Raw genomic sequence first — 23,855 nt, forward strand, 5'->3', positions numbered from 1 at the left:
CAGTAAAGCATCATTCATGATATCCAAAGCATTATTGTCTCAGAAAAAACAAAAATCACTTGTTTCCTAATCGGCAATCAAGTGCTTTATAGTTTCAATAATAAAACGGCTTGACAATCAAACCTTAAAGTTTATTATTTTGTATCTCATCAAACCACTCATCAGCAATCTGACGAGCCGTTTTAGTTTCATGATTAGTATAAACTAAATCATACTTGTATTCAGCTTTGAATTTGCCACTCTTAACATCATATATTAACTTCATTTCAGTAGGCATGTCTTTTTCATAATCCAAACATAATTCTTTAATTTTTTCAATATCTTCATTTAAGATATCTAATACCATAAACTGGCGTTCCGAAGATACATTGTATCTTTCATCCCCATTCGCCAATGCATCATTCACTTTATGAGGCTTTACATACTTATTATTAATTAAATAAAAATACTTGCTCGAAATAGTACTTTCCTCACATGAAGCGTAAACATATACTTTATCCGCTCTCTCTTCAATATACTCCATACATATGGATATCATATCAGCTTGCAATTCACTAAATCTATCTTCAAAAGTATTCATCTAGTTTTCACTCCTTAGATTAGTTTAAAAGGACTTCAGAGAACGATTCACCATCAATTGTGTATTTTACTAGGAATTTTTTCGGCCTCACATTATTCCCAGAGTATATAACTTCTAGATTAATTGTTACTTCTTTTGGAGGGGTTTCCTTTAAAGCTGTAGCCCATTCATCTTCAATTTTCTTATATTGCTTCAAATTAACATCAGATAATTGGGATACCAAATTTTCAATTTTAGGTGAGCCTCCAAATCTATCACCTGCCAAATGTCCTGCATGGTCCTGCCCCTTTACTTTTCCTGGTGTATTTTTACTGTGTGACAATCTATCTTTTCTAGTTGTTAATTGTAATTTTTCTGTTTCAAATTTTACAATCCTACCTGCACTATCAGTTTCATAGAAGTAGTCATACTCTCAGTTTTATACCTAATATTAGGCTTTAATCGATTTTTCCTTCCGTTTGTATACTGTTCTCCTCTTTCCACTAATGTTTTAACATTACTTTCTCCAGCCAAACGATTACCCGTACCCCTACCAAGCTTAGCCGCAAAATAATTCTCAGCCGCATGCGCATTCTCCACAGGCATTCGGACACTTCCAGTATTGCCGAATCCCTCCATGGCAAGGTCCAATGGTTGTCGGGTCGAGATGATATTTTTTCCATGTGTGATGGCTGAATCTATGAATCTGCCTATCTCTATTGTATCGTCTATTAACTTACTACAGCTTATTTTCGACATCCTTTGTCAAATATTAACCATTTATGTAATAAGCAAAAAACCTTGAAAGGCATGAGCCAATCAAGGTCAGAAATAATCATTTGTAATCTTCAATTACTTTACCAATTCCAATCATAACTATTCAGATTCATTTGCTATTATCTCATACCTTTAAACAGTTAACCGTTGCTCAGGTTCTGTATACTACGCTCCCTCTCCATCTGCAAAAAGTTGCCGTCAGATCGTATATTTAACTAAGTGCTGCAGATAAAGCGGATTCAATCATATTATCAAAATCGCAAAATGTTTCCATATGCTCACCTGAAGGCTTATCTAGTTCAACAAAACTTTTCTTAGAAACATTATAACAATACCAAGCTATATCTGAATCGCCAAAAAAAATTAGCTCATCGTCGTCTTTAATTGACTCCCATGTTTCATTGGCATCAAAAAAACTATCCACCTGATTTATTGGCTTAGAATCCAAAAAGTTTTGGTCAATCCCATAAATTTTAAGTCCATTAAATTCAATTCCATTAACTGTTTGTAAAAATTCATAGTATTGCTGTGGTAGTACATCTTCACCGAATTTTTCTTCTACAGATTTACGAAATCTTGATAACTCGTTTTCATTGGCAGGTAAATTGAGTTTTCTATTTCGTTTCTCTCTTATTTTGGAAATCTGAATAACTTGCTCTTTCCACATATAATAATCACCTTCTAAATATTATTTAATCCTTCTTAGGAGGGTAAATGTCTCCTTTTGGAATAGGAAAATCCACTTTCTTTCTGTCCCCAGGTTTCATACCCTTTGTTAATGAATTTTGCTCATTTGTAATAACCTTGTGATATGGATGGTTTTTTATTAGCACTAAGTTTTCCACATCATTAGTACCACCTTGGTCCAAAGGGATTTTATGATGGACTTGCCAACCGTCAGGAACTAGTCCATATTCCATCATATCTTCAATATCATTATCTGAAATTCCAGCCTTTTTTAATTCCTTTATTTTTTCAGGATTATTAGCCATAGACTTCATCAAATCTTTCCTGACCATATTAAAATCCTTTCACAATTGAGCTGTGTCAATAGGATTTCTTTTATTAAAGGTAACCTTTTCTGTTTTAACATTAGGAAGTATAACGTCCTCACCTTTTAATTTACCAACAAAATCAGGACGACTATCTGTGGTAACCACTTCACCCGTACCCCGTACACCGAATAGTGATCAAGCTTTATTGTGACTCCAAATTTTGTAATGCTGCTTACTCCATTTGTTTATCGCCACGAGCATTGTCATTCTGTTTAATTTGTGGTCCCGTAGTATTATAAGTACCTCATTCAAATAAAATGTCATCTTGCCATACTCTTTCTGGTTCAGTTTCCATAGTGCTAAAACGATTCTCTATGATGGTACTACCTTCAAGAGCTATGAATTTGAGTAAAGCAAAGCATTGTCCAATGTCGTCCAAAGTTAAAATTTCTAACAAAAAAACACCTGTTGCCCAATAAGGCAATCAAGTGCTTATAGTTAATTCTGTAACATAGTCTTGAACATTACTGAACTGGCCCCATAAATTCAGTAATAATAAGAATATGTTCCTTCAATTTTACTTTCTTTAGGTTCTCAACTTTTTCTGTTCCACCTAAACCTAGTAAAGGTGTATAGCCAAAGCAGTCATCATACTCTGGTTCTTTATATTTTTCTATTGCTTCTGGATACGGAAGCCAATCTAAAGCCTTCTGTCTAAACGCCTCTTCCTCTAAAAATCTAAGAAACAAGGAATATTTTGAAGCTAGCACTTTTGTTTTACCTTTTCGGTAGTTAATCATTACAAGATAGGACTCTTGGTTTTCATCCTTTTCAAAAAGTATAACATCACCCATAGATGTACTGAAAATAGGTATTGTCCCTTTGCTTCTTAAATAAGTGTCATTTACTAAAGAGCTAAATTCATCAGGGTTAATTATTTTTAAGTACCCATTCATAAATGTACCATACCCATATGTTTTCCATGCTTCAATTAAAGCTTCTGGAAGCATATTTTTATATTTATTAATTGTATACTCCTCTACTTCACTTACTTTCTTAAAATCTTTGAATAAGCTCAAATTACAAACCTCCTCTAATGTGTAAGCTTAACATTTAAATAGGTATTCTTTCGCTGCTCAGGTGTCATTAATTTAGCTAGTTCGCCTATTTGTTCATCCACAATATCAATTCTATATTTCCATTGGGATCCAATTGATGAGTTTATTCTTTTATCTCCCATACCACCAATATTTAGCGGATTACCTCCAGCTATTTGGTCTGGATTGTGAAGTGCTGCTTGCGTTTTCAACCAACTATTTGCTTTTATCTCAGCTTCTTCCCAAGACATACCATTTTCAAATAATTCTTCTATTTTTTTATTTAAAGCTTTTTCTCGAGCAGCTTGTTGTGCAGCGTTACCTTCAATTGCACGCCCTTGTTCAATATACTTCTCACGATTTTTTATATACTCATCAACTGTAAGTTCATTCATACCTTTTTCTTGGTCTTTTAATTGTCTCGCAAACTCTTCGGAGTCATGTTTAACATTTCTTTTAAAATTGACTTCAATTTCTTTTATTCTAGGTACATCATCTAAATGCTTTACATTACCCGTACCCCTACCAAGCTTAGCCGCAAAATAATTCTCAGCCGCATGCGTATTCTCCACAGGCATTCGGACACTTCCAGTATTTCCGAATCCCTCTATAGCGAGGTCCAATGGTTGTCGGGTCGAGGTGATGTTTTTTCCTTGTGTGATGGCTGAATCGATGAATCTTCGTGCTTATATTGTATCGTCTATTGACTTACTTCAGCTTATTTTCGACATCTTTTTCATTGAGACCAAGCTTTTTAAGCAGGGGTGGTCAGATTTCCGACTGTTTTGACAATATTTTTTGAGATTGGGTACTTTTTTCATCCTAGTTTTTAACGATGAAATTCCCGCTCCCCCGTAAATGATCAAGCTTTACTGTACCGTGCTGAAATTATAATACAGTTTACTCCAGTTTTATCCATCCCTTGAATTTCAGTAAAGCATCATTCATGTCGTCCAAAGCTTAAATAACTCATAAAAAACAAAAACACCTGTTACCTAAAGGTTCATTCTTCCTTAGCATTACATAGGAATCAGCCTTTAAAAGTATAACAAGTGTGATTAGATTGCTAAATAATTATACATTTTTGGTTATTGGAATGTTTGATTATTTATTTATCAATAGATTCATTAATAAAAGTTTTAACTGAAGCCAAATCCAACTTTTTATCAGCATTTTTTGGATAATTTTCCTCAAGAAAGTGTAATAATTTATCTGGCAAGTTGTTATTCTCATATACCTTTTCAAAATTTGTTATGAAACTCTCAACAGTTTCATAATCAACACTTTCAATAGTCTGGGGGAGATATTTTTCTTTTTCATATTGATACGCCTCCCAGATTGTATATGCCAACGCATTTCCTATACATATCCATACTTTCTCTTTATCCTTATCATCCTCGAGTTGCATATAAGTCATAATATCTGTTTCATCCATGTTTTCCAAATATAAATAAAGGCTATATGCATCAATATTCTTTAATTTCAGCCATTCCCAAGCTTTTTCTAATGACTCAACCGCTACTTCAAATCCTTCAGATTTAGAAATTTTGTCGATAATTAAGTCAGATAACGACAATAGATATACTACTTTGGCATCCTCATTCAAATTATCAAATCGATTCATTTGACCCACTCCTAATCAATATATATACCATTTTTTACTCTAAAATTTAATCTTCCGTTGACTTTAGCACCTTCTACCACCTGTGAGGTAACCTCAATAATTAAGTTAGGATATTTTAAACTTAATTGTTTTATTACACCTGGATTTTTTTTAGGATTTCCTAACCCACTAAGACAAGTTGGACATACCCCTGAGGGGTTAGATTGATGTAGTTTTAAAGTCCCAACCACATCATTAGGTTGTATACCTAATTTCTCTACTGCCTCAACAAATTGATTCGCTACACCTTCTTCAGCATGTCTTGTAGCAGATGGTATTTTTCCTGAAGATTTAATAGGTCTATTAGGATATGATACATCTAAATCTGGAAGACCTGCTTCCTTCCTAACTTTCGGTGATCCACCTTCAAAAATCAAATCTTCAAGTCCTTTTACATCAGTTTTTCCAACTGCAATAGTATTAGTTTCCGGAACATTCCACTTTTTCCGTAGCGCATCCAACTCTTCTTTACCCAATTGGATCTTTCTATTACCCGTACCCTTACTACCACTAACCCCATTCCCCCTACCAAGCATAGCAGCAAAATAATTCTCAGCCGCATGCGTATTCTCCACAGGCATTCGGACACTTCCAGTATTTCCGAATCCCTCCATAGGGAGGTCCAATGGTTGTCGGGTCGAGATGATGTTTTTTCCATGTGTGACAGCTGAATCGATGAATCTTCCTACTTCTATTGTATCGTCTATTAACTTATTTTTCAGCTTATTTGGTACATCTTTTATCACGGCAGCTGCACTTTTTAAACGAGTGGTAGACGCCTTTCCGGCTGTTTCAACCAGACTTCTAACCTGGGTCACTCCATTATTGACACTGTTTTTCATTCCCGTTTTAACGGATGATATCCCTATATCTCCAAGGTGAGCAAACTTTACTGTACCGCTGAATTTTGCGACACTGCTCACTCCGGGGATAATGTCCAGCGGGCTTAATAGTCCACGGAAGACTCGTTCTCCGGTATCTAGCTCTCGACCTGATATCCAATCCTTTCCGGAAACGGCCGAGCTTAATTCGAATGTCCCATAAGCTGCGCCTAAGGCGATACCTGCAGGCGGACATACTAAAGAAACACCGACGATGACGACAAGTGCGGCAATTTGTCCCCAGAATTCCTTGCTTTCCTGATGGTTTCGAATCGATTCATATTCAAAAGCGTGGGTATTTACAGCTGCCAGTTGGTATTCTTTTTGAGAGAAATCTTGATCGGGATTTAACTCTTTCCAGGCATCGTATTCGAGCTTGATTTGTTCAGCATAAAAATTATCGCCATTAAATAGATCATCGATACTTACTTCTGTCTTTGGAACTTCTAAAGTATTCTGCTGGCCATATCCCGCGTAAACTACCTTCACTTCTGTTGCACCAACCCGGTTCTTCGTCGTATAATTTGAGATTGATAAATCCCTCATCGATTCGACAAATGCATCGATATCTTCATAGAATGGTTGATCAATCGTACGGTCGACGATATCCCCGACTTTTCCAGTAAAGCGATGAAGCACTTCAAAGTCTTCGTATAATTGTTGAAATTTATCTCTTCATAGAATGGTTGATCAATTGTCCGATCGACACGATATTTCCGACTTCTCTTGGGACAGCAAAGGGACGGTTCTCTTGCTTCAAGAAAGCAAAAGAACCGTCCCCATCTATCCAAAAAGTACCCTATAGGACTTTTTTTTAGCGTCTACTCTATAGGTTACTTTTTATAGTAATCAAGTGCTTTAATTATTTATTTATTTTTAAGCATAACTGCTTTAGAACACAAATTTATGCAAAATAAACAATTATTTCACCGTTGTCTGGATAATCACCATTCCAGCCACAAGGAAAACCACCGGCTTTGTATATATTGAAAATTTGTTCGTAAAAATTTTGAACTTGGCCATTTATTGCGCGATTTATCGCACAATTTCTTAAATCTACCACAACATTCTCAAAAAAATCACTATACGAATCCGGGAGATGATTTCTAAGCCCATTAGCAATCTCTTCTGATATTTCTTCCAAACCATTAGGTTTTTGACTAGGATCTAGTTTATATAATTTACCCTTAACTTTTCCCATTTCAATTTGCCTTATATCTGACCAAGTATATTCATCCTCACCAAAAACCTCATAAAAAGCGAGTTTTTTCGCCTCAATAATATCATTAATAGTAGAAACATCTTGAGGGACAACTGTTTTTTGAATTTCTTGCATAGAATTTGCAAATTGAATAACTTCTTCAACTAATTTAGTATGAGTTCCATACTTCATAATTTATTAAACCACCTTTCCCATAAGTCTATTGTTGCTCCTCCACCTCTACCCCAAACAGGTCTAATTCTATTCTTATTGTTGGCTCTGTCAAGCAAATAATCATCTAAGCCCTTTTGTTTTAAAATATTCAATTCTTTCTGTAAATAATCATTCGTCATATATAGTGGCAATCCCTTTTCTTGAAGCTTCCTTAGCTTTTGTTGTAACTCAAAAACTTGTTTTTCAATAATACTAATATCTTGATTTATATCTATTTCATCTAACTTCCGTTCAACAAAATCACTATAAACTGAGTGATAACCTTGGTGCCGGGAAGTTGAGCTTACGTACTCATCAGGAACACGAAGGAAAAATCCATTAGAAGCATGATCCATGTCCATTCCTATTTTTTGAAGTATTGGATGTTCGTTAAATTCAGCAGGAATAATATGTTGCGCTTGATAAGGAGAACGTTTAGTTGTTCGGGGGAGCCCCATTTCCTCGAACATATTCTTACCAAGTTTTGAAGAACTTCCACCTGTTACCTTTCCAGGGGTACCTGGAATAAGTCTAGTAGATTCACTAGAACTCTTACCAAGCTTAGCCGCAAAATAATTCTCAGCCGCATGCGTATTCTCCACAGGCATTCGAATACTTCCAGTATTTCCAAATCCCTCCATTGCGAGGTCTAATGGTTTTCGGGTCGAGAAGATATTTTTTGTAAATGTGGTGGCTGAATCTATGAATCTCCCTACTTCTATTGTATCGTCTATTAACTTATTTTTCAGCTTATTTGATACATCTTTTATCGCTGAAGTGGCTCTTTTTAAGCGAGGGGTAGACATCTTTTCAGCAGTTTCAACCAAACTTCTAACCTTAGTTACTCCATTATTGACACTGCTTTTAATTCCCGTTTTAATGGACGATATCCCCATATCTCCAAGGTGAGCAAGCTTCACTGTTCCGCTGAATTTTGTAATACTGTTCACCCCAGGAATAATATCCAGCGGGCTTAATACTCCTCGGAAGACTCGTTCTCCAGTGCCTAGCTCTCGACCTGATATCCAATCCTTTCCGGAAACGGCCGAGCTTAATTCGAATGTTCCATAAGCGGCTCCTAAGGCGATACCTGCAGGCGGGCAGACTAATGAAACACCGACGATGACGACGAGTGCGGCAATTTGTCCCCAAAATTCCTTGCTTTCTTGATGGTTTCGAATCGATTCGTACTCGAAGGCACGGGTATTTACAGCTGCGAGTTGATACTCTTTTTGCGAAAAATCCTGATCGGGATTTAGCTCTTTCCAGGCATCGTATTCGAGCTTGATTTGTTCAGCATAAAAATTATCGCCATTAAATAGATCATCGATACTTACTTCTGTCTTTGGAACTTCTAAAGTATTCTGCTGGCCATATCCCCCGTAGACAACCTTCACTTCTGTTGCACCAACCCGGTTCTTCGTCGTATAATTTGAAATTGATAAATCTCTCATCGCTTCGACAAATGCATCGATATCTTCATAGAATGGTTGATCAATCGTACGGTCAACGATATCCCCAACTTTTCCAGTAAAACGATGAAGCACTTCAAAGTCTTCGTATAATTGTTGAAATTTATCCTTTTGACTTGTGTGGTGAAAGGAAATGACTCCATCGCTGTCAAGGCTTGCAATATCTGATTCTGCATCTTCTAGATTTTCTGTGATAGCTTTAAGGTCATCAATCATCCCTTTACCCCAGCGCCTTAATCCAATTAAGTCTCCAATTCCTTCTTTCATCTTTTCCCAATCTGATGGGATATATTTTACGTCCATAAAAAAACCCCTGTCGTTTTAAACTAGATTTCTAGAATGAACCAAATAAGGAAATTTCACACTTTCCTAGATTTCCATATCCTACATATTATTACTTTCTAAAATTTTACAATATAAAAAGTGACGATAAAATAGGGAAAAAGGAGGGTAGGTATTTGGGATTAGAAAAATGCACATGCCATGCTTTTAATTGCATTTCTTGTTGAACAAGCTTTATTTCTTGTTGCTCAAGACCGAGGGCGTAACATCTGAAAGAAGTTTCCCTCCTTTGACTTCACAAAAAAAGAGGACATTGTCAAATTTTTAGACAAGTCCCCTTGTATCTATTGCTTTACTTTTATAGATCGATATTTACTTTTATTTCCTTCCTTATCCTTGGTAGATCCTTTTTTCTGTTTACGTATTTTAATACCCGATGTTGAATAAACAAAGGGAGTTAATTAATGAGCAACTTAAAGATTTGAGTTAAGTAAGAGATTAGTGCCCCTTAATCCTATTTAAGTAAAACCAGTCTTCTCTTTAGGAATAATTTTATGTATAATGGATATATAATAAAAAAAGAGAAGTGCTAGTAACACTTCTCTCTTGCAACTTCTGCCGTCAGGGTGGTAGTTGTCAAAAGAAAATTATTTTCTTCGAAAGCCACCCTTATGCTTCCTACGGCGCAGGGCGGTTTTCTTGTTTTCTAGAACTTTTTTCCGAAAGAAATATGCACCCAATTCACGCATAAATCCTTTCAGAATTTCACGAAGAAATTCAAGAATTGTTTCCATGATCATCACCTCCTTTCCTTAAACGGAAAGAAGTGCGACAACCAACCACCCTCACGAATATGAAGTTACAAGTCCATTCTATCACAAAATTTCAGTATCTCAGACTATCAATTTTTGAAAATTCTATAATTGACAAACGCTACGAAACCAAAAGAGCGGTAATCTACCAAACCAAAGTATTGGACATAGTGCTTGACAACCCAATTAGATGTTATTCCAACTTGTATGTAAACCGAATTTCAGATTGATATAAACCAAAGACAATTTGTAGGGCATATCATCCAATTAATTGTGATAAGATGGCGGATTGTTTGCCGACTTGGAAATTTATTGAAATTGTAAAGACGATTCGTTTACTTTAAAGCAAATCAGAAAAATCCCTCATTTTATAAATTCAAAATATTACGGTTGATGACAGTCAACAATTACTATCATTTAACTTTACACTCGCCAACCTCTGTAGCAAGATTTCACTCTTATCTGTACTCCAATTAATTATTATAGTTAACAGTTGTACCAATATCAGAGGTAAAACCTATTACCTTTACATTTCCTCCAATAGCACCAATTTGTACTTCAATTTTAGAAGGTGAAGGAAGATTTTCACTTTTATAATAATAAAAGATGTATGGTGTCTCCTCACGTGTATCTTGGAGTTCTGCATCATCAGGCAATATAGAAGTAACTATATCTGTTGCTTCATCTAAAGAAATCGGGTCACTATCTAGTCTTACTGTTAAGGTATGAATAATATTATTTGATATATGCCCATATAAATCACCTGATAGACTAAATGAGTATGCATCAAATTGCGGTTTATATTGATCGGGGGCTACTTTTTTAAGCTCCTCTGCTTTGTCACCAATCTTAATGTTTTTTTGAATTAATGAATCTATTGCCATCCCTTCGGTTGGTGGATACAGTGCTTCATCACCGATAGTTTCTGCCTCCTCCTTAGTGGTAGAGTTAGTTTTATTCTCATGTTGTGGATTATTTTTGCTGCTTAAGGATTCTGTTGACTTATGACAACCGGATAATATCAAACCTCCGGCCAGCATACTTAATAGTAGTTTATTCATAATATCCCCAAATTTAATTTTAACGATTTATTATAAGGTAATATATTACTACACGATTAATAATTTTATGTACAATAACAGAGAGTCGGTTCTCTCGATTTCTATGAAACAAAAGAACCGACTCTCCGTTTTCTATTTAACTGTTACTGTGAACTTCTTAGTTACGATATAGCCGCCTTGTGTTTTGTAAGTGGCTGTGATTGTTGTTTTCCCTGCTTTTTTTCCAGTTACTTTGCCTGCTTTTGATACTGTAGCAATTTTTGTATTGGAAGACTTATATGATGCTGTTTTTATTTTGTCTGTTGATGATTTTACACTAATTGTTGTTGTTTTTCCTTTTTTGATTTTGGCACTATTGGCTTTAAGTGTGACTTGGTTTGCCTTCACTTCTATTTGTTTCGATGAGTAAAGGACAAAGTTATCTTTTGTAGTAATTGTCGTATTGATTGTCACTTTGCCAGTTTTCTTATTACCTTTTACATTTCCGTTTTTATCAACAGTGGCAATTGCTTTGTTGGATGAAGCATAGCTTGTTGATTTGATTTTTGAAGACGAGTTTGTTAGTTTCACGCTAACTTTAGCAGTCTTTCCTTGGTATACAGACTTTATGGAATTCCAAGTAAGGGTCGGAACTTTGTCTTTCGTTGGAATCCATACACTTAAGTAACCTTTTACTTGTGCATTCGCTGTTCCTTTTACATGTATCGTTAATACACCTTTGCTATCTGTTACAAGTTTTTCACTATGGAATCCAGTTGCATCTTTGAATACTTGATTCTTATGTGAGGATCCCATATTTACTTTTATAGTTGTATCTAATTTTGGATTGTTGCCAATAACAGTTGCAACGCCTGTATTGCGATCCTTTCCATATCTTACACTTGAAATCAAGTCTTGGCCCGCTGTTTTAGGTGATGTATTTGATGTATAGTTCGTTACTTTTTGGTTTCCGTATGCATAATCTTTACGAACCTTTAACAGTTTTGTAATAGCGTCATAATAAGGAGTCTTTTTAGACATATATGAACCGTCTGTTTGGTACATATCTCCATAGTAAACGGTTGGTACGGTATTTTTATTGGTTAAAAGATAAGCGTATTGGCTGACAACATTGTGTGGAGCATACTTCTTATCCACTCTATTCATATCGTCTTGATAGATTGCTAACGCTTTTTTCTCTGTGTCTTTATCATAAAGATTTTCAAAAGATTTAGGAGTTGTGTTTGTATATTTCTCTCCAGTTTTAATGCCATATAAATTCAACATAACATTGTTGATACGATTCTTCTCTTGGTCATGATTAGTTACAAATGACCAGTTTGGAGTGGCATTCGAAGATCCTGAACCATTTCGATCAACAACTGAATTCGTTGCCAACGTTGACAATTTTTGCTTGTTTGTTCCTTTGGCAAGTGCATTTTGGAACGTATAATATAAAGCATAATCCATTGATAACTGTGGATTACTGTTTTTATTTTCAAAATCATTTGCTGCACTAGAATAGGATTCAATATAGCTTAAATGATTTTCTTCATTAGAACCGAAGTGCTCTTTCATAACATCTGCCAAGTCAAGTAAAACCTGTTTGTCGTAATGACTAGCCGCATCCACTCGGAAGCCATCGAATTTATACGTATCTAGTAACCAATTCATCCAATGGATCTGCTCTTTTTGAACAGTTGGATTGGAATTATCAATATCCATTCCTACTAGGAATTCATTATTTCCACTGATAGTATTATTGATATTATGCAGGGTTCCTCCATTTTTCTTTACAAATAAGAACTGATCTTGATCGTCAATCCCTGAATTATCATTTTTATAAGTCTTTTCTTCAGTACCATATCCATATTTCGGGTTTGATTGAAGATATGCATTGGTTAAATCAGCAATTTTTCCGTTATCACCATTAACAATCTCTTCCACAGTTGCAAAGCCATTTTTGCTCATGTATGGAAGATAGTCTTTATCTTTCGCATAGTTAATAAGCATTGGTTTCCAATATTGATCTGTTGTAGCTGCGTCTTTTGCTGCATACCAACCATCGACTGACAAATATCCATCAACCGTGTTAATTTTATTAACTGCTGCAGCTTCATTTAACCATTCTGGTAAATAGTTTTTGCTGTTATTAGGACCAAAATATCGATAAGGAACTCCGTTATCATCCGTCATCACACGGCCGATACCTTGACCTTGTAAAGATGTCCCGTTAAAATATTTTTTATTCCATTCCTTAATATATCCATATTTCGCTTGGCCTTGTCCTCCACCTTTAGTATATGCTAAATATAGATCGCCTCGAATTCTAGTCGTAATACCTGTTGTATAAGGATTTTTGAATAAATTTCCATTATTATCAGTTCTTGTTACATACACTGCTTCTCTTCCGCTTAATCCCAACATTTGATTAGGCACAAGATCTTCCTGAACTTTAAGACCCTGTTGGTGAAGTGTGTCGATCATGCTTTTTAATTCATCACTTGTACCATACTTTGTTGCTTTTGTATTATTTGGCCCTTGATTAAACTCACCCAAATCATAACGATCAGCAATCGCATAGCCTTCCATGTATCTTGCCATATTAAATGAACGGTATGCAGGAGGAAGCCAAACATCGGTAATTCCCCATTCTTTTAATAAACTTCCTTTTTTAGATAGCTCATCATACATATTGCTTTCGTATGGTTGATATAAACTAAAACTTTGAAAAATAACGCGATTATCCAAATTCGTATTGGATGTATAAGCTTTCGCTTTTTTCGGTAAGAAACTAGCACTACTGAATATTAGTAAAAATGAACATACTGCAATAAATGCTAGTTTAAGAGACTTTCTGGTCATGTCGTTCCCCCTTCTTTTTTTAAAAAAATCCCTTCTTTTTAAAGGACTTTCTATTCATGACAAATTAACCATATAAAATATACTATAAATATATGGAAAAGTGAAGATATAAAACAAGCATATGTATGGTTCTCATGCCATTTGAAGCAAAAGAACTGTACCTATGCTTTCTAATTTAATTTTGCTAAAGGCAAATGCTCATCGTTCTTCGTAATATGATCGAGCCTGCTCCCCCTCCTTTTTCTCAAAATACAAAGGCAATGTGTGAAAACTATATTTCAAGCTTTTCACATAGTCCTTTATGTGGATTAAGTAATCATCCCTTTGATTCATACAGTTTTTTGCCAAATTGAATAATATGCAAATTTTAATGAGTAATGATTTTTGAATGCTTATCTTAAGGGATTTCCATATAATAGTATTTCCGCCATATGCTACTGGCCTTTTATCTTTCCACTTTGGTTTAACTTTGTATTTTTTTCATATGCTTTTCTGATTTCCGCTGTATTGTCTCGCTTATATTATATATCGATAGGACATTTTGAAAAAATTATTAAGTCGATGACCAGTGTTTTACTTAAATTCAATTCTATTATCAGTGCAAATAATAGTGTGTAAGTTAATGCTTTTTATGTAATAATTATTTTGTGAAAAGTAAATTTACTACTCATACATACAAAGTGAAAGTGGGGATCTTAATGGCAACGGGCACACATACAGTAGAAATTCCAGTAGATGTACAAGCAGTTTGGGATTATGTCAGCGATCTTGAAAAATGGGCAACGACAGTACCAGGCTATAAAGAACATAAAATCATAAATGATAGGCAATCGATTTGGACATTTGAAGGTAAAGTCAAAGGGATTAAGAAAACAATACAGGTACAGGTAGATATTACTGAATGGAATGAACCTTCAAATATTATGTTTAAACTAAAAGGTTTATCAGATAATTTTACTGGAAGCGGTCACTTTACTGCAGAAGAAGGTAATGGTAAAACAACAATGACTTGCACCGTTAACGTCAATGCGGGTGGATTATCGGGAGCAGTGTTAACACCAATTATTAAATGGGCTGTTCCAAAGGTAGCATCTCGTTTAACGGAATCTATTGCTCGTAAAATTGTGGTATTCTCATAGTTTACAAGGATAATATAATCTCCCTTCAAATGAGAAGAGCATTTTTCTTGGCTTTTATAAGGAGAAAATAAAATGCCTGTAATTAAAAATGAAATTTTTATATACGCACCTTTGGAAGTATGCTTTGATCTTGCGAGAAACGTAGACATTCATACAAAAACAACAACTAAAACTAAAGAAAAAGCGATTAGTGGTGTAACAACGGGGTTATTAGAAGAAGGTGACACAGTAACTTGGGAGGCAACACACCTTGGTTTTAAACAAAAATTGACAGCGAAAGTAATACAAATGGATAAGCCTAATAAATTTGTTGATATTATGGTAAAAGGAGCTTTCAATTCTTTTACTCATATCCACCAGTTTATAAAGGCACAAAATGGAACAGTTATGATTGATACCTTTGAGTATAAATCCCCTCTCGGTATATTAGGTATAATTGCAGATAAATTATTCTTGGAACAATACATGAAAAGGTGTGACCGTCAAGTAGAATGTTACAATTTTCGATAATTTATTTTTTACACTTTTTCAGTAAAAATAGTAGCTCGATGTTTCATTCGATAGCTATCACCATTTAAGTGAATGACTTCTGCCCGATGGATAAGCCTATCCAAAATGGCTGTCGTTATCGCTGGATCCCCTAATAACTCACCCCACTCCTTTGGAGCTTTATTGGAGGTCAAGATTATAGAGGATCGGTTGTATAAGTCATTGATTAAATGGAAAAATAGGTTCGCTTCATGCTGATCCATTGCCATAAACATAAGATCATCAATGATGACTAAGTCCGCAGTACGGATTCTTTTCATTTTGGTCTGTGCTTTCCTTGAAATTTCCTGCGTTTTTAAGGCATGAACCAACTCTCCCATGGTGATAAACATAACCTTATGACCTTGATTGATTGCTTCTAATCCTAATCCAACTGATAAGTGTGTTTTGCCTATGCCTGGCGGTCCAAGCAGAATAATATTATATAATTGTTCAATCCATGTTAATTCTCTCAGATGATTCAATTGCTTTTGACTTAATGATTGTTGTTCTTCTAAATGAAATTCATCCAGTGTTTTTTGAAAAGGGAAGGCTGCCCATTTCAGCCTTTTTTCCAATTGTTTTTCCTCTCTTCGTTTTTGCTCATATTCCAAAATGCTGTAAAGAAAGGAAAGATAGGTTGATTCGTTTGTCTCAGCTTGTTTGACAAACTGAGACAAAGAATGGGCTGCTTCTGATAAATGGAGGGTTTTTAAAAGCTCTTCCGATTTCTTTAATGGGCTCATTTTTCTCCCTCCAATACAGCTATATATTCATTTACATCTCTTTTTTGGGCATAGGTTTGAATAATAAACGCATTTTGACCATGGAATGGTTTAATTTTACCCTCTTCATTACGGACATCTGTAACATTTAATGGTCGTTGCCGTTTGATATACTGAATCATATCGACAAAATCTGTTGCACAAAAAAGCCTTTTATCTACACACTCCTCCAAGGCCTGGTTAGATATTTCTTGCGGCGTCCTTTTTAGCTGATTCATGATGATCTGTAATTGATCACGTATATATCGAGGATATCGATCCCTGATTTCCTTCAGAAAACATTGTGCCAGATGGGAATCGGTAAAATAACTGGCTACTGTATCCATGTAGGCGTCGATTCCTTTTGATCTATCTCTAGTATGTTGCCGGTCTTGAATCAATTGACCTTTCCCATGACAAATTTTATGTTCGGCCATTAACGGGCCATTGGGAGATGCATATATAAGCAGATGTTCTTCGGTTCTTTGTATATATACCTTTTCTTGTTTATTAAATGTACCTAGAGGAACAGAATATCGGTTGGACTGATATCGGATTGTATTGTCCCGGCGAACCGTTCTTGTTATACTAGATACAGGTTTTACATTACTGAATTCTAACGGGTTAGGGACTGGTCTTAAATGGTGTTTTTCTTCTTGAAACACTTCGACCGGTCTTTTTTTTGTAGTCTGATGAATTTTATAGTTCCCTGTACGATTAAGCCATTTCCACGAATCTTCATTCCAGCGATCGATATTGGTAAATATCCGATGCTTGGCGAAATTTTTCTTGATATATCCGACTACATTTTCAATTCTCCCTTTGCTTTCTGGATCTGCTTTGCGACAAATCCTTACCTTTAAACCACGCTGTTGGCGGTACACTTCAAATTCCTTTGTGTAAATAAGGTTTCCCCCATTTTCACTGACGACAATGACTGAATCCTGGTCATATACCATTTCATGTGGAATCCCTTCAAACCACTTAAATGCATTTTCATGGGCATTTATCAAATCTCTTGTTGTAAAAGGCCTATCTAGCCATTCTACATACTTATAACGTGAATGCGATAAGACAAAAGCTATGAAATAAAGTTTTGCTTTCTTCCTTTCAGGGGTCTCCTGTATGGTTTCTCCAAAATCCACTTGTGCTTGTTCCCCCATGGCCATTTCTGGAACAGCTTCATAGTCACGAACACGAATTTCTTTTGGAAGATCATAATCTTCTCGAAGTTTCCTGACATAGCCCCTGACAGTGCTCTCCGATATCTCCAAGGAAGAATCTCTCTCTCTTAACCAATCTTCCACTTGGGCAGCCGACATGTCTGGATTCTCTTTGAGCCAGGATAAAATCTTATCCTTATATGGATCCAATTTTTTCGACCTGACTTGGAGGGAATCTACCCAGTCTGCCATTTCTTTCGGATCCTTTTGAAGGTATCGATACAGAGTAGGTCGGGAAATTCCTAACTTTTTGGCTATTTTTGCTTTACTGAACCCTTGCTTTAATAATTGACGAATGTCTACATACACTTCAAACTTGTCCACCTTTCATGTCCTCCATCACTGTAAATCATCATCAACGAATAAAATATAACAGTGATAGAGAAATATTTTAATAGGAACGGATGTTAGTAAGTTCTGATTTTTCTTTGTCCTCCTGCCCTAGGGCAGGAGGACAAAGAATCTAACCATCCAAGTTTAAAAGTGTAAAATATTATTTATCGGAAACTGTTAAATCTAGTTTATCAGTCACAAAAGGTTTATTGGGTCACGTGCAAGAGAATTAAAAAAGTATGCAGAGAGCATGAAAACTTGAAATACTTGGGTCTTTAGTATAAAGAAAGAGTCTTAGCCCCTCTCGGATTGATGAGAAGGGCTTTTTTGTGGAATCTTGGTGGAGTATTAATATTTGTAACTGACAATCAAAATATACCCACAGTTTTTTCCAGCGTTAATTAAATATTTACTGTTTAATTTATTCAACCTTTTTATTTTTGCTTGGGTTGTACTATATTTTATTGCTATTTCCAAAATAGTGTCACTAGATTGGACTTTATGATATTAACAAGAAATAAAATATTCTTATCAACACGTTTCATAAAATCCTTTGCTTTGACAGTGGAGCCATTACTGATACAAACATGCCATATGCATACTGGTCAAAGGGAATGCCATATTTTTTGCAGTTTGTTACATGGTTTTTATACTCACGATCTATTCTAACTATTAATTAGCCAAAATAAAAAAGCTCATCCTTTCAATAAGCTTTTCTCTCTTATTTTATCTGGATAATTGGAAAAGACTCCGTTTACCTTTAATTTAATCATTCTTTGTGTTTCTTTTTCTTCGTTCTTAATAAAAAATACATAAATAAACATTTTCTTCTTTTGTACTCGATTCACTAAATCTTTCGTGACTCTTTGAGAATTAATTCCAACCCCATCAGCAAATCTCGCCCATTCGTTTATTTGTTTATTGGTAACTTTTGTTTTCTTATCCTTAATCATAACTAGTTGTACTAATGGTATTTCTGGAGCCAATTTGTGTACCTTTTTTAAACTTTTTGAACTAAAGGATTCAATTATTACTTGACCTTTCCTTGCACCTTTTCCTATAATATGATGCTTTCGAAGAATTTTAAGCATCTTTTCTTCCATCACCAACTTATGACCAAGCTCCCTAGTCTCAATATAATAATTTACAGACTTACCAAAGTGTTTAACAACCTCATCGAATGTAAGAATTTTAAGGTTCCTGTATTTACTAGAAGTATCAATCTTAAGCTTTTTCAATTGAGCAAGTGTCATATTCTTAACATAACCTGATCCATTAGTCATTCGATCCACAGAACCATCATGAAATGCAACCAAATGACCATCTTTAGTAATATCTAAATCGATTTCTATATAATCTGCTTTCATCTTTTTGGCTAAATCATATGCAGGTATCGTATGCTCGGGTTCATATCCAGAAGCACCGCGGTGAGCAATCACAGTCGGAATCTTGGACTTAACCTCTTTGCTACTAGTTTGAAAAACGTTGACACAAGTAATTATAATAACAATGATCATTGGAATGAGTAGTAGTTTTTTCATATTACTATATTACCATATGAAATTTACATTTAAACAATTTTAATGTATGGCTCTCCTGTTATTTCTGTTTAACTATATATATGACTTGATATAGGATTGCTCTTTTTTTAAATCGTCCTCCAATCTATTGACCCCCTATCTATTAAAAACAACCTCTTAGACTTGTTTTTTTCTATTATGGAGTTAGTATTGTTGCTATGTTTCTGAAATAAGCGGAATAGCGGCAACTCAGATGCCTAAAATGATTTATCGTAAACTATTATAGATTGCAAAAACTCTCATTTAATATGGGGCAATTATCCAATTTTTTAGTATAATATACTTCTAGGACAAAGGGAGAGGGGTGAAATTGAAATGTCTAAAATATGCTGTGGCACATGTCATGTTCCATTAAAAAATGATGACACAATCATAATGGACTTTATTAACACGCTGACCGGTGTTTGTCAATATAGTTGTCGTATTTAATTACTTTAGTATTTTGATAGATTGGATGAATCCCAGTTTAGTCAAGGCTACCGCGCTTCGCTTGCTGGCCTGGTGATTTGAATCGAAACGAAAAGCGTGATTTCGATTCAAATCACCAGGAAAATGGGGAATTACGGTTTCCTCAATGCTTCGGTTTGCCCCTTATCTCTCATTGGATTGAGCGCTACTTGTTTATTTGGTGCCCAATTTCTTGTACTTCTTGCCCAACGCTCTGGATGCTTCGCCTTCGCTACTTCGTATACGTCTTTTCGCTTTTCCAATATGGCTACGTGTTCGCCCGTATGACACTGTACAGGCGTCACAAAATTCAACCCACTATGCAGGTGTATCTCGTTGTACCAATGGACAAATTGCTGTGCCCATTTCCTTGCTTCTGTAAGCGATGCAAAACCTTTGTGTGGGAAATCTGGTCGATATTTGAGTGTCCGAAACATCGCTTCTGAGTAAGGATTGTCATTACTCACACGCGGTCTTGAAAAGGAGCTTTGAATGCCCAATTTCTCTAGTAAACTTATGAATGTCTCGGCTTTCATTGGGCTACCATTATCTGAATGCAACACGAGTGGCGATCCTTGGATTTTTTCATTGATGACTGCTTTTTTGACGAGCGTTTCAGCGTGTTTTGCCTCCTCTGTTTCCCAAACTTCCCAACCAACTACCTTTCTACTAAATAAATCGAGAATTAAGTAGAGTCGATAATACAAACCTTTCACTGGCCCACCAAGCCAAGTAATATCCCATGTCCAAACCTGATTCGGCGATGTTGCCAGATGACTCTCGGGGATTCTTTTACCAGGCTTTTGGCTACGACCACGATGATGTTGCATTTTTTCTTCACGTAACACACGATAGAATGTAGATTCTGACGCAATATAAGTTCCTTTATCCGCAAGCTTTGGTACGATTTGTGTCGGTGGTAAATCAACGTATTCTTCCTGTTTGACAACCGTTAGTATTTCTTCTTTTTCTTTCTCAGATAACTTATTTTTTGGTACGGGTCTTTTCGTCAGTGGACGCTGATCAACCTTCACTCCACCCTCCGCCACCCAACGTTCATAGGTACGAACACTGATATGAAGCTCCTCGCAAGCCTTCGCTAATCGCGCACCATTTTGATTGGCGTCTTGGATAAGTTCAACTACTAATGCGCGATTTGATGGGCTAATCATTCTTCCTCGTCGTCCCCCCAAATCGCTTGGGCCTTTTTTCGCAATAGTAATAATGCCGCAGCTTCAGCCAGCGCCTTTTCTTTCTTTTGTAGTTCTTTTTCTAATTGTTTGGCACGTTTTTGTTCTTCCTTCAATGCTCCATTCAATTGCTTCGCTTGATCGAATGCCTGACCATTTGCCTGAAGGCAAACACTTTTCCATGCATCAATCTGTTCACGATACAGTCCCTTCTTACGGCAATACTCTGCTATCTCCGACTCGTTCATGGCGAAAGTCTCCATCACAACCAAGAACTTATCTTGACTGTTCCATTTATCGCTTGTTTGTCCATTTCCTGGTGTTGCTACACCAGCTGTGCGCGCTTCCTTACGCCACTTGTACAACGTCACTTCTGTAATACCTTCTTCTTTCGCAATTTTCGCCACTGATTCATTATTCGGTGGCATCATGCGTTTAACAATTGCTTCTTTTTGTTCCTGCGAATAACGTATTCCATTTCTACTTTTCATGTCGATCAACCTCCGTGTGTTAATTAAACTATACACTAAAGTTGTCTGCGACATCTATCCTAACAGAGGGGGTACCATGTTCATCTAAACTTATCTTTAACTTTTTCTTTTGAGTCAGTTAAACTAGTGAATTCAAAAGCCTTGCCCTCATTTTCTCTTTTTTTGTGTATTTTTAATTTAAAAAATTCTGATATTTTTGATATGCTTGCTGTTAATATAACAAAACATGTAATTTTTCGCAATCAACTCTGGGTTTTTAAATATTATTTAATTCTTGCATTTAAATAAAATACATATATAAAGTATTAAATAATCCTCACTCTATAATAAGGTGGGATTATTTTTCTAACTTCAAAACTCTATTGAGGAAAATTTGTGAAAGAGTCAAGAGAACAATAATTCCTCGTATCTCCTTTATTCATTATAATTGTTCTCAACCTCCACACTTATCTACAATATTATATTTTGCTGTCCAATCTAATTCCCTTCTTGCCTTTCTTGATGTTTTTTACAATTTATACTTTTTCACTTCTTCTACCAAAAATTCGATCAAATCATCTTTAATTTCATTATTCTGCAATGCAAATTCTATAGTCGTCTTAACAAACCCTAATTTCTCCCCAACATCATATCTTTTTCCTTCAAAATTATAGGCAAATACCCGCTGGATTTCATTTAACTTTTGAATTGCATCTGTCAACTGAATCTCTCCACCAGCACCTGTCTCTTGTTTATCTAAAAACATAAATATCTCAGGATTCAGTACATATCGGCCCATAATTGCTAAATTAGAAGGTGCTGTTCCTTGTTTAGGCTTTTCTATCAAGTTGTTTACTTGATATCTGTGACCACTACTTGCTGATGGATCAATAATTCCGTAACGATGGGTTTCGTGATCCGGTACTTCTTGAACACCTATAATAGAAGAATACGTTTCCTCGTATTGATTGATCAATTGACGTAAACAAGGAGTATGGCTTTCTATTATATCGTCACCTAATAAGACAGCAAAAGGTTCATCACCAATAAAATTACGGGCACACCATACTGCGTGACCAAGTCCTTTTGGTTCCTTCTGACGGATATAGTGAATATTTGCAAGTTTAGAAGAATATTGTACTGTTTCTAATAATTCTAATTTACCTTTTTCCTTTAGATTTTGCTCTAGCTCAGGGGCATTATCAAAATGGTCTTCAATCGCTCGTTTCCCTTTCCCTGTAACAATAATAATGTCTTCAATTCCTGAGGCAACTGCCTCTTCAACTATGAATTGAATTGTCGGCTTATCTACGATTGGAAGCATTTCCTTCGGCATTGCCTTAGTTGCAGGTAGAAATCTTGTACCTAAACCGGCAGCTGGAATAATCGCTTTCCGTATTTTCTTCATTCATATCCCCCACAATTTATTTGATTATAATAGATTGATATTCATAAGGAAATATTTCATACCTCTATTTAGCAGTGGAAGGAAGCAATTTTTATTGTCGAGTAACTAAAATACGAAACAGAGCGTCAAGTCGTCTCTCTGTTTCGTATTTTAATAATGAAAATGTTTTCAAAAATTTTTACTCCTTCTTATACTTCCTTCGATTCTCATAAATGAGTTGAATTTTTCGTAAATTGGCGAAGTAGACAAGGCTATTGCGTGCGCGTTCTACTTGGGTTTCATATATTTGTTCGGAGATGTCTACTTCTAATTTAAGTCCATTATGAAAGTAGATGTGTAATTCTTTAGATGCGGGTATGTAGTCTTTTGCTTTAACGTGGTCTGGAAATATCCATTTGCAGTTATAGTTCTTAGGAGAATGTGTTGGTATTGCATAAAGCATTTCTTCGGGACTAATGACTAAAGGTGTCTTTCGGTCATACTTAAATGCCTCGCGAACGGCATTGATTCTTCCTCTGTAGTCAGTGCAATACAATGCACATGCCTGTTCAAGCAATTGATGAATTGTTTGCCTTGAATAAAAAATCCCTTCCACATCATAAATTTTAGTATTGTACTCAATGTGATTGAATGCCTCAAGTGCCATCGTGGTGTGAGAAATTCTATAAGTTTCAACAACTTCCATTCACTAGGTCCCCCTTTTCGTTTTATAGGTATATTATACTAAAACATTTCAAAAAGTTCCATAATTTTATGAAAATCTTCATAATTTTTAAAAATATAAATAATATGTCATTATTTCTCGTTTGTACGCTTTTTAATAGCTGTTTTATGCGTTAAAACAGGTTGTTTCGACGAAATTTTCCTATGAAACGTGTTTTTTTGTTGCTAGATAGAATAAAAGATTCTCCCTATG

Annotated in this window: 22 protein-coding genes; 2 read left to right on the forward strand and 20 right to left on the reverse strand. The window is 35.5% G+C overall.

The features are described 5' to 3' along the window. Nucleotides 1-124 precede the first annotated feature (124 nt). From MKY81_RS01180 to MKY81_RS01245, 14 genes are all read right to left on the reverse strand, one after another. On the reverse strand, nucleotides 125-580 hold the full coding sequence (locus MKY81_RS01180) for an immunity protein YezG family protein (RefSeq protein ID WP_202757903.1): 456 nt from the start codon (nucleotides 578-580) through the stop codon (nucleotides 125-127). Between the two features lie 19 nt (nucleotides 581-599). Continuing rightward, nucleotides 600-953 carry a DNA/RNA non-specific endonuclease gene (locus MKY81_RS01185; RefSeq protein ID WP_327991664.1) on the reverse strand — a complete coding sequence of 118 codons (354 nt, stop codon included), beginning with the start codon at nucleotides 951-953 and terminating at the stop codon, nucleotides 600-602. After that, the gene (locus MKY81_RS01190) at nucleotides 947-1,165 is read right to left on the reverse strand and encodes a hypothetical protein (RefSeq protein WP_236004277.1); all 219 of its coding nucleotides are present in this window, start codon (nucleotides 1,163-1,165) and stop codon (nucleotides 947-949) included. The genes MKY81_RS01185 and MKY81_RS01190 overlap by 7 nt, the downstream gene beginning before the upstream one ends. Nucleotides 1,166-1,547: 382 nt before the next feature. Next, entirely contained in the window at nucleotides 1,548-2,003 is a 456-nt protein-coding gene (locus MKY81_RS01195; protein ID WP_202757904.1) for a YrhA family protein, read from the reverse strand. Between the two features lie 25 nt (nucleotides 2,004-2,028). Beyond that, the gene (locus MKY81_RS01200) at nucleotides 2,029-2,328 is read right to left on the reverse strand and encodes an HNH endonuclease (RefSeq protein ID WP_341116295.1); all 300 of its coding nucleotides are present in this window, start codon (nucleotides 2,326-2,328) and stop codon (nucleotides 2,029-2,031) included. Nucleotides 2,329-2,855: 527 nt separating this feature from the next. After that, complete coding sequence (locus MKY81_RS01205) at nucleotides 2,856-3,410, reverse strand: T6SS immunity protein Tdi1 domain-containing protein (RefSeq protein WP_202757906.1); 555 nt, start codon at nucleotides 3,408-3,410, stop codon at nucleotides 2,856-2,858. 14 nt (nucleotides 3,411-3,424) lie between these two features. Then, complete coding sequence (locus tag MKY81_RS01210) at nucleotides 3,425-4,006, reverse strand: polymorphic toxin type 15 domain-containing protein (RefSeq protein WP_268884525.1); 582 nt, start codon at nucleotides 4,004-4,006, stop codon at nucleotides 3,425-3,427. Between the two features lie 530 nt (nucleotides 4,007-4,536). Beyond that, complete coding sequence (locus MKY81_RS01215; RefSeq protein WP_328018657.1) at nucleotides 4,537-5,052, reverse strand: Imm6 family immunity protein; 516 nt, start codon at nucleotides 5,050-5,052, stop codon at nucleotides 4,537-4,539. An 11-nt stretch (nucleotides 5,053-5,063) separates the two neighbouring features. Next, nucleotides 5,064-6,611 (reverse strand): hypothetical protein, encoded by a 1,548-nt coding sequence (locus MKY81_RS01220; RefSeq protein WP_341116301.1) that lies wholly within the window; start codon nucleotides 6,609-6,611, stop codon nucleotides 5,064-5,066. Between the two features lie 265 nt (nucleotides 6,612-6,876). Continuing rightward, nucleotides 6,877-7,365, reverse strand: coding sequence for a hypothetical protein (locus MKY81_RS01225; RefSeq protein ID WP_066231620.1), 489 nt, complete (start codon nucleotides 7,363-7,365; stop codon nucleotides 6,877-6,879). Further along, nucleotides 7,362-9,161 (reverse strand): AHH domain-containing protein, encoded by a 1,800-nt coding sequence (locus MKY81_RS01230; RefSeq protein WP_341116304.1) that lies wholly within the window; start codon nucleotides 9,159-9,161, stop codon nucleotides 7,362-7,364. The genes MKY81_RS01225 and MKY81_RS01230 overlap by 4 nt, the downstream gene beginning before the upstream one ends. A gap of 626 nt (nucleotides 9,162-9,787) precedes the next feature. Beyond that, nucleotides 9,788-9,934 carry a hypothetical protein gene (locus MKY81_RS01235; protein WP_181294620.1) on the reverse strand — a complete coding sequence of 49 codons (147 nt, stop codon included), beginning with the start codon at nucleotides 9,932-9,934 and terminating at the stop codon, nucleotides 9,788-9,790. 491 nt (nucleotides 9,935-10,425) lie between these two features. After that, nucleotides 10,426-11,013: a hypothetical protein gene (locus MKY81_RS01240; protein WP_066235064.1), complete on the reverse strand. Its 588-nt coding sequence runs from the start codon at nucleotides 11,011-11,013 to the stop codon at nucleotides 10,426-10,428. A gap of 132 nt (nucleotides 11,014-11,145) precedes the next feature. Then, the gene (locus MKY81_RS01245; RefSeq protein ID WP_341116307.1) at nucleotides 11,146-13,857 is read right to left on the reverse strand and encodes a glycoside hydrolase family 70 protein; all 2,712 of its coding nucleotides are present in this window, start codon (nucleotides 13,855-13,857) and stop codon (nucleotides 11,146-11,148) included. 647 nt (nucleotides 13,858-14,504) lie between these two features. Here MKY81_RS01245 and MKY81_RS01250 point away from each other — a divergent pair. Together MKY81_RS01250 and MKY81_RS01255 are read left to right on the forward strand one after the other, a co-directional pair. Then, nucleotides 14,505-14,996, forward strand: coding sequence for a CoxG family protein (locus tag MKY81_RS01250; protein ID WP_341116309.1), 492 nt, complete (start codon nucleotides 14,505-14,507; stop codon nucleotides 14,994-14,996). Nucleotides 14,997-15,068: 72 nt separating this feature from the next. Further along, on the forward strand, nucleotides 15,069-15,506 hold the full coding sequence (locus tag MKY81_RS01255; protein WP_341116311.1) for an SRPBCC family protein: 438 nt from the start codon (nucleotides 15,069-15,071) through the stop codon (nucleotides 15,504-15,506). Nucleotides 15,507-15,514: 8 nt separating this feature from the next. Here MKY81_RS01255 and istB read toward each other — a convergent pair whose 3' ends face one another. The 6 genes from istB to MKY81_RS01285 all read right to left on the reverse strand — a co-directional run bounded on the left by istB (nucleotide 15,515) and on the right by MKY81_RS01285 (nucleotide 23,624). Further along, nucleotides 15,515-16,270 (reverse strand): IS21-like element helper ATPase IstB, encoded by a 756-nt coding sequence (istB, locus tag MKY81_RS01260; RefSeq protein WP_066232043.1) that lies wholly within the window; start codon nucleotides 16,268-16,270, stop codon nucleotides 15,515-15,517. Further along, nucleotides 16,267-17,835, reverse strand: coding sequence for an IS21 family transposase (gene istA / locus MKY81_RS01265; RefSeq protein WP_107920984.1), 1,569 nt, complete (start codon nucleotides 17,833-17,835; stop codon nucleotides 16,267-16,269). The genes istB and istA overlap by 4 nt, the downstream gene beginning before the upstream one ends. Nucleotides 17,836-18,539: 704 nt before the next feature. After that, entirely contained in the window at nucleotides 18,540-19,385 is an 846-nt protein-coding gene (locus tag MKY81_RS01270; protein ID WP_341116314.1) for a glycerophosphodiester phosphodiesterase family protein, read from the reverse strand. A gap of 599 nt (nucleotides 19,386-19,984) precedes the next feature. Next, a protein-coding gene (locus MKY81_RS01275) for an IS3 family transposase (RefSeq protein WP_235813442.1) occupies nucleotides 19,985-21,552 on the reverse strand; the annotation gives its coding sequence in 2 pieces (ribosomal slippage) (nucleotides 19,985-21,075 and nucleotides 21,075-21,552; 1,569 coding nt in all). 508 nt (nucleotides 21,553-22,060) lie between these two features. Then, entirely contained in the window at nucleotides 22,061-22,939 is an 879-nt protein-coding gene (gene galU, locus MKY81_RS01280; RefSeq protein ID WP_341116316.1) for a UTP--glucose-1-phosphate uridylyltransferase GalU, read from the reverse strand. Between the two features lie 178 nt (nucleotides 22,940-23,117). Beyond that, complete coding sequence (locus MKY81_RS01285; protein ID WP_325947602.1) at nucleotides 23,118-23,624, reverse strand: competence protein ComK; 507 nt, start codon at nucleotides 23,622-23,624, stop codon at nucleotides 23,118-23,120. Nucleotides 23,625-23,855 lie beyond the last annotated feature (231 nt).

The organism is Heyndrickxia sp. FSL W8-0423, from assembly GCF_038009395.1.
GTDB classification, from domain to species: domain Bacteria; phylum Bacillota; class Bacilli; order Bacillales; family Bacillaceae_C; genus Heyndrickxia; species Heyndrickxia sporothermodurans.

Excerpts from the sequence above, each read along its gene's own strand:
- MKY81_RS01235 (WP_181294620.1), bottom strand. The coding sequence starts at position 9,934 with ATGGAAACAATTCTTGAATTTCTTCGTGAAATTCTGAAAGGATTTATG.
- MKY81_RS01190 (WP_236004277.1), bottom strand. The coding sequence starts at position 1,165 with ATGCCTGTGGAGAATGCGCATGCGGCTGAGAATTATTTTGCGGCTAAG.
- galU (WP_341116316.1), bottom strand. The coding sequence starts at position 22,939 with ATGAAGAAAATACGGAAAGCGATTATTCCAGCTGCCGGTTTAGGTACA.
- MKY81_RS01210 (WP_268884525.1), bottom strand. The coding sequence starts at position 4,006 with ATGCCTGTGGAGAATACGCATGCGGCTGAGAATTATTTTGCGGCTAAG.
- MKY81_RS01285 (WP_325947602.1), bottom strand. The coding sequence starts at position 23,624 with ATGGAAGTTGTTGAAACTTATAGAATTTCTCACACCACGATGGCACTT.
- MKY81_RS01200 (WP_341116295.1), bottom strand. The coding sequence starts at position 2,328 with ATGGCTAATAATCCTGAAAAAATAAAGGAATTAAAAAAGGCTGGAATT.
- MKY81_RS01240 (WP_066235064.1), bottom strand. The coding sequence starts at position 11,013 with ATGAATAAACTACTATTAAGTATGCTGGCCGGAGGTTTGATATTATCC.
- istB (WP_066232043.1), bottom strand. The coding sequence starts at position 16,270 with ATGAGCCCATTAAAGAAATCGGAAGAGCTTTTAAAAACCCTCCATTTA.
- MKY81_RS01230 (WP_341116304.1), bottom strand. The coding sequence starts at position 9,161 with ATGGACGTAAAATATATCCCATCAGATTGGGAAAAGATGAAAGAAGGA.
- MKY81_RS01255 (WP_341116311.1), top strand. The coding sequence starts at position 15,069 with ATGCCTGTAATTAAAAATGAAATTTTTATATACGCACCTTTGGAAGTA.
- MKY81_RS01225 (WP_066231620.1), bottom strand. The coding sequence starts at position 7,365 with ATGAAGTATGGAACTCATACTAAATTAGTTGAAGAAGTTATTCAATTT.
- MKY81_RS01245 (WP_341116307.1), bottom strand. The coding sequence starts at position 13,857 with ATGACCAGAAAGTCTCTTAAACTAGCATTTATTGCAGTATGTTCATTT.
- MKY81_RS01180 (WP_202757903.1), bottom strand. The coding sequence starts at position 580 with ATGAATACTTTTGAAGATAGATTTAGTGAATTGCAAGCTGATATGATA.
- MKY81_RS01215 (WP_328018657.1), bottom strand. The coding sequence starts at position 5,052 with ATGAATCGATTTGATAATTTGAATGAGGATGCCAAAGTAGTATATCTA.
- MKY81_RS01270 (WP_341116314.1), bottom strand. The coding sequence starts at position 19,385 with ATGAAAAAACTACTACTCATTCCAATGATCATTGTTATTATAATTACT.
- MKY81_RS01195 (WP_202757904.1), bottom strand. The coding sequence starts at position 2,003 with ATGTGGAAAGAGCAAGTTATTCAGATTTCCAAAATAAGAGAGAAACGA.